The following is a 4,831-nucleotide window of genomic DNA, read 5'->3' on the forward strand; positions in this document are numbered from 1 at the left end:
TGCCACGGCTCGAGACCCAGGGCCGCGCAGACGGCGAGGGTGTCCGCCCGGCGCAGCCCGAGCAGCGGCCGGCGCAGCGACCCGCGCCGCGCCGGCATGCCGGCGAGCGAGCGCGCCCCCGAGCCGCGCGCCAACCCGAGCAGCACCGTCTCGGCCTGGTCGTCGAGCGTGTGCCCGAGCAGCACGGCGGCCGCCCCGAGCTCCACCGCGGCCGCCTCGAGCGCGTCGTACCTGGCCGTCCTGGCCGCGGCCTCCGGACCGCCCCTGGCGCCGACGTCGACCCGCACGACCCGCACCGGGGCGAGCCCGAGCACGCGGCACGCGGTCGCGGCGTCGTCGGCCACCCGCGCGCTGCCCCGCTGCAGCCCGTGGTCGACGACGACGGCGCCCGCCCGCAGCCCAGCCCGCGGGGCGACGAACGCCGTGGCGGCCGCGAGCGCGAGGGAGTCCGGGCCGCCCGAGCACGCGACGAGCACGAGCGCGCCGTCGGGCAGGTCGGCGAGGTCGGCGCGCACCGCGAGCCGCGCGGCGGCGACCGCGGGGGCCGGTCCGCTCACCGCGGGTCAGCCATGCACGCGGCGCACCCAGGCGCGCGGGTCCGCGATCTCGCGCGGCCCCGGCAGGTTCGCCGCGTCCGCCCACACGAGATTCAGCCCGTCCTGCCCGACGGCGCGGGTCACGTACCGCACGAACGCGGCGCCGTCCCGGTACTGGGCGAGCTTGAGGTCCAGGCCGAGCAGCCCGCGCAGCAACCGGTCCACCGGGCCGCGCTGGTCCGGGCCAGAACGCCGCGCCTCGAAGCGGTGCCGGATCCGGCGCACGGTCGGCACGACCGCCGAGCCGACGGCGTCCATCGCGACGTCGGCATGCCCCTCGAGCAGGGCCATCACCGCGCCCATCTCCTCGAACACCTTGCGCTCGTTCGGCCGCAGCAGCGCGTCGAGCGCCGGGGCGTCGTCGTCCCCGCGGAGCACCCGGACCACGGCGACAGCGAGGGCCCGCGCCCGACGGCGGTCGGCGTGGTCGCCGTCGTCGCGCGCGAGGTCCCCGATCAGGTTCCCGGCGCGGGTCCGCAGGTGGCCGGCGAGCCACGGGGCGGCGGCAAACTGGAGCGCGTGCGTCTGCTCGTGCAGGGCGACCCAGAGCCGGAAGTCCGCCGGGTCGACGTCCAGCTCGCGCTCGATCCGGAGCACGTTCGGTGCGACGAGCAGCAGCCGTCCGCGCACCAGGCCGCCGGGCCCGACGCTCTGGACGAACGGGTCGAACTGGCCGAGCACTTTGCCGGAGAGCACCGCGAGGGCGCCGCCGGCCTGGGCCGCGCCCGTCAGCCGGGTCGCGCGGGAGGGTGCCTTCTTGCCCGGCTCGACGTCGAGCCCCGACGTCAGGTCGGCCAGCAGGGCGACGTTCGCGCGGGCCCAGCCCGACCGGTCGACCACGAGCACATGCGAGATCGGGACGGCCGTCGGGTCGGAGCCGTCCGCGGGCTTGAGCCCGGTGATCCGGGCGACGTGCCCGGCTGCGACGCGGGCGGCGTCGCGCAGGCCCTCGACCAGCGCGGTCGCCTCGGCGCGGTCGGTCTCCGGGCCGGGTCGCACGAGCCGGTCCGCGAGCCGCGCGGCCACCGCCCAGTCCACCGGTCCCACCGGCGCGACCTCGACCACAGCGGCGTTCAGTTCCATCCGGCCACGGTAGCCGCGCGGCGCCCCCGCGGTGCCCGCGCTCTCGGACCGGTTTTGGTCGGGATCTGTCCTCTTTCGAGCAAATCCTGACCAAAACTGCGCCCAGCCCGGGCCCTGGCCCTGGCCCGGATCGAGTCGCGGGCATCGAGCTGCGAGTTGTTGTTCGTCGGAGCGCCGAAGTACGACAACAACTCGCAACTCGCGGCGCGAGCGAGCCCGAAACCGCCGAGTCGAGGTGGATGGGTCGAGGTGGATGGATAGATGGATGGGGATTCAGAGCGGGTGAATCGGCGCATGGCGTCTGCTCCGGCGGCGGACGCCTCGGTCGCATGGGTCACAGGTCCTCGTCGAACCGGATGCCGCGCAGGTTCGGGAAGGTTTGGTGCGTCGCGCGCACCAAACCTTCCGAAACGTCGCTCAGGTTCTGGCGGAGAGGACGCAGAACTCGTTGCCTTCCGGGTCGGCGAGCACCACCCAGGATTGCTCGCCCTGGCCGACGTCGGCTCGGCGGGCACCCAGCGCCAGCAGCCGATCGACCTCGGCCGACTGGTCGTCGGGGCGAAAGTCCAGGTGCAGGCGGTTCTTGACGGTCTTCGCCTCCGGCACCCGAACGAAGAGCAGGCCCGGGAGCCGATCGGGCGCAGGCCTGATCTCGAACTCGTCGTCGTCGGCGTCGGACACCACGACCCAGCCGAGCGCGTCCGCCCACCACCGCGCCAGCTCACCCGGCCGAGCAGCATCGACATTGACTTGTTCCCACTCAAGACTCATGGTCCCCACCCTACGAACCCCGCCCGCCGCCCCGGAGCGCCCCACCGGCACCCCGCGCCGATCGCGCCCCGCGTCGATCTGCGACGGGTCGTCGTCAGGAGACTGCGCACATGCGTGCAGGCTGCGCACATCGGATGTGCGCAGGAGTCGCGGATGTGCGCAGTTTGCGGCTCGGGCGGCACCGGTCGGGCGGGCGGGGGCGGCCGGCCGGACATCGGGCTGGGGTCAGCTGCAGCCGCAGGCTGCGAGCTTTTCGACGGCGGCGTCGATCGCGGCGCGTGGGGCGCCCTGCCCGCCGGCCGGCGTCTTGTCGGCGAGCACGACGAACAGCAGCTGGCGGCCGTCGGCGTCCACGATCGTCCCGGCGAGCGCGGTGACCCCGGACAGGCTGCCGGTCTTCGCCCGCACGAGCCCGCGCGCCGGCGATCCGCGGTACCGGTCGATGAGCGTCCCGCGCAGGCCCGCGATCGGCAGGTCGGCGGAGACCTGCCGCAGCTCCGGGTGCGCAGGGTCGGTGATGAGCCGCACCAGGCCGAGCAGCGTCCGTGCCGGCAGCACCGACCCGTCGCCGAGCCCGCTGGAGTCGACCAGTCGCGCGCCGGCCGTGTTCACGCCGAGCCGTTGGGCCCGTGCGAGGACCGCCTTGGTTGCGCCGTCGAAGCTGCCCGGCAGGCCGGCGTTGAGCGCGACGAGCCGACCGACCACCTCGGTGATCACGTTGTCGGAGGTGTCCAGGAAGAACTGGACGAGCTCGCCCATCGGTGCGGACTGCACCACGGCGAGCTCGGGCGCGCTGTGCGGTGCGGTGACCCGCTTGGGCGGGCCGGTGACGGTGATGCCCTCGGCCCTGAGCGCGGTGACGAACTGAGCCGCGGCGGCCAGGGACGGGTCGGCCGCCCGGGGCGGGTATTCGCCGCCGCGGAGTCCGGCGATGTTGACGGAGAGGGGGGTGATCGGGGCGGCGAAACCGTTGACGAGGTGGCTCGGGTCCCAGGCCGGGTTCAGCGCGGGTCCGGAGAACAGGCCGTCGTCGACCCCGAGGGTGACCGTCTTGGTGCCCGCGAGGGTGAGCGCGCGCGCGGTGCCCTTCGCGAGGTCCGCGAGCCCCGCGCGACCGTTGATCAGGTCGGGGTCCCCCTTGCCGGCCGCCAGCATCATGTCGCCGCCGCCGACCAGCACGATCTTGCCGCTGCCGGCACTGACGACCGTGGTCGGCAGGGTCTTCGTGGGGCCGATCGCGCTGAGCGCGGCGACGGCGGTGACGAGCTTCGCGGTCGAAGCCGGCGTGTGCGGGGTCGTGGGGTCGTGCTCGCCGAGCACGTCGCCGGTCAACTGGTCGGCGACGACGACGCCGGTGGACGGGCCCATCCGAGAGTCCGACGCGAGTGCGGCCACGATGGCGCGGACCCGGGCGTCGGTGGGCACCGGGGCGTCGTTCGTGAGGTTCGCGAGCACCGGGGCGAGGGCTGAGGCGGCGACTGCGCCGGGCGCCGTCGGGAAGGGCGACTGCGGGGCGGGGACCGGTGCGACGGTGAGCCAACCCGGGACGACGTCGTACGCGTCCGCGGTGAGATAACCGCCTGCGCCGAGCAGCAGAACCAGGGCGCTGACGCCCGTCACCAACGCGGCCCTGCGCATGCACATCCTCCCTGGATCCGCCCAGCGGGCGAAGTCAGGCCCGTGGGTGCGCCACACTAACTCTCTGTAAACGTCGGTGGGCCGCAAGACAGCCGGCCGCCACCGTCACAACACGTCGTCGTCGGACAAACCCACCCAAGGTGGACCGGCGCGCGCCTTGCGAAGGAGCACAGTGGAGTTCGACGTCACGATCGAGATCCCCAAGGGTCAGCGGAACAAGTATGAGATGGATCACGCGACGGGGCGGATCCGCCTCGACCGCATGCTGTTCACCTCGACCCGCTACCCGGACGACTACGGCTTCGTCGACGGCACCTTGGGCGAGGACGGCGACCCGCTCGACGCCCTGGTGCTGCTCGAGGAGCCGACATTCCCCGGCTGCCTGATCCGTTGCCGCGCGCTCGGCATGTTCCGGATGCGCGACGAGGCGGGCGGCGACGACAAGGTGCTGTGCGTCCCGTCGGGCGACCAGCGCGCGAGCTGGCGCCAGGACATCGACGATGTGTCGGACTTCCACCGCCTGGAGATCCAGCACTTCTTCGAGGTCTACAAGGACCTGGAGCCCGGCAAGTCCGTCGAGGGTGCGCACTGGGTGGGCCGCGAAGACGCGGAAGCCGAGATCCAGCGCTCCCGCCAGCGCGCCATCGACACGGGCTACTACGCCCACGGCGGCCACTGACCCGTCTTTGCTCCCGGTCTTTATCTCCGTAACGTCCGAGCGTTGACGTCCTATAGGACGTCAA

Annotated in this window: 5 protein-coding genes; 1 reads left to right on the forward strand and 4 read right to left on the reverse strand. The window is 73.7% G+C overall.

What is annotated here, in order from left to right:
- From tilS to dacB, 4 genes are all read right to left on the reverse strand, one after another.
- Positions 1–557 (reverse strand): tRNA lysidine(34) synthetase TilS (gene tilS, locus VIM26_RS19680; protein ID WP_331954388.1); only part of this gene is annotated, 557 nt, incomplete at its 3' end.
- A 6-nt stretch (positions 558–563) separates the two neighbouring features.
- Positions 564–1,679: a zinc-dependent metalloprotease gene (locus VIM26_RS19685; protein ID WP_331954390.1), complete on the reverse strand. Its 1,116-nt coding sequence runs from the start codon at positions 1,677–1,679 to the stop codon at positions 564–566.
- Between the two features lie 417 nt (positions 1,680–2,096).
- Positions 2,097–2,450: a VOC family protein gene (locus VIM26_RS19690; protein ID WP_331954392.1), complete on the reverse strand. Its 354-nt coding sequence runs from the start codon at positions 2,448–2,450 to the stop codon at positions 2,097–2,099.
- A gap of 225 nt (positions 2,451–2,675) precedes the next feature.
- Entirely contained in the window at positions 2,676–4,088 is a 1,413-nt protein-coding gene (gene dacB / locus VIM26_RS19695; RefSeq protein WP_331954394.1) for a D-alanyl-D-alanine carboxypeptidase/D-alanyl-D-alanine endopeptidase, read from the reverse strand.
- 172 nt (positions 4,089–4,260) lie between these two features.
- On the opposite strand from dacB, the gene VIM26_RS19700 reads away from it, so the two are divergent.
- Positions 4,261–4,767 carry an inorganic diphosphatase gene (locus tag VIM26_RS19700; protein ID WP_331954396.1) on the forward strand — a complete coding sequence of 169 codons (507 nt, stop codon included), beginning with the start codon at positions 4,261–4,263 and terminating at the stop codon, positions 4,765–4,767.
- The last annotated feature ends 64 nt before the right edge of the window (positions 4,768–4,831 follow it).

The sequence above is a fragment of the Pengzhenrongella sp. genome (assembly GCF_036565025.1).
GTDB lineage: Bacteria > Actinomycetota > Actinomycetes > Actinomycetales > Cellulomonadaceae > Pengzhenrongella.

Excerpts from the sequence above, each read along its gene's own strand:
- VIM26_RS19685 (WP_331954390.1), bottom strand. The coding sequence starts at position 1,679 with ATGGAACTGAACGCCGCTGTGGTCGAGGTCGCGCCGGTGGGACCGGTG.
- VIM26_RS19690 (WP_331954392.1), bottom strand. The coding sequence starts at position 2,450 with ATGAGTCTTGAGTGGGAACAAGTCAATGTCGATGCTGCTCGGCCGGGT.
- dacB (WP_331954394.1), bottom strand. The coding sequence starts at position 4,088 with ATGCGCAGGGCCGCGTTGGTGACGGGCGTCAGCGCCCTGGTTCTGCTG.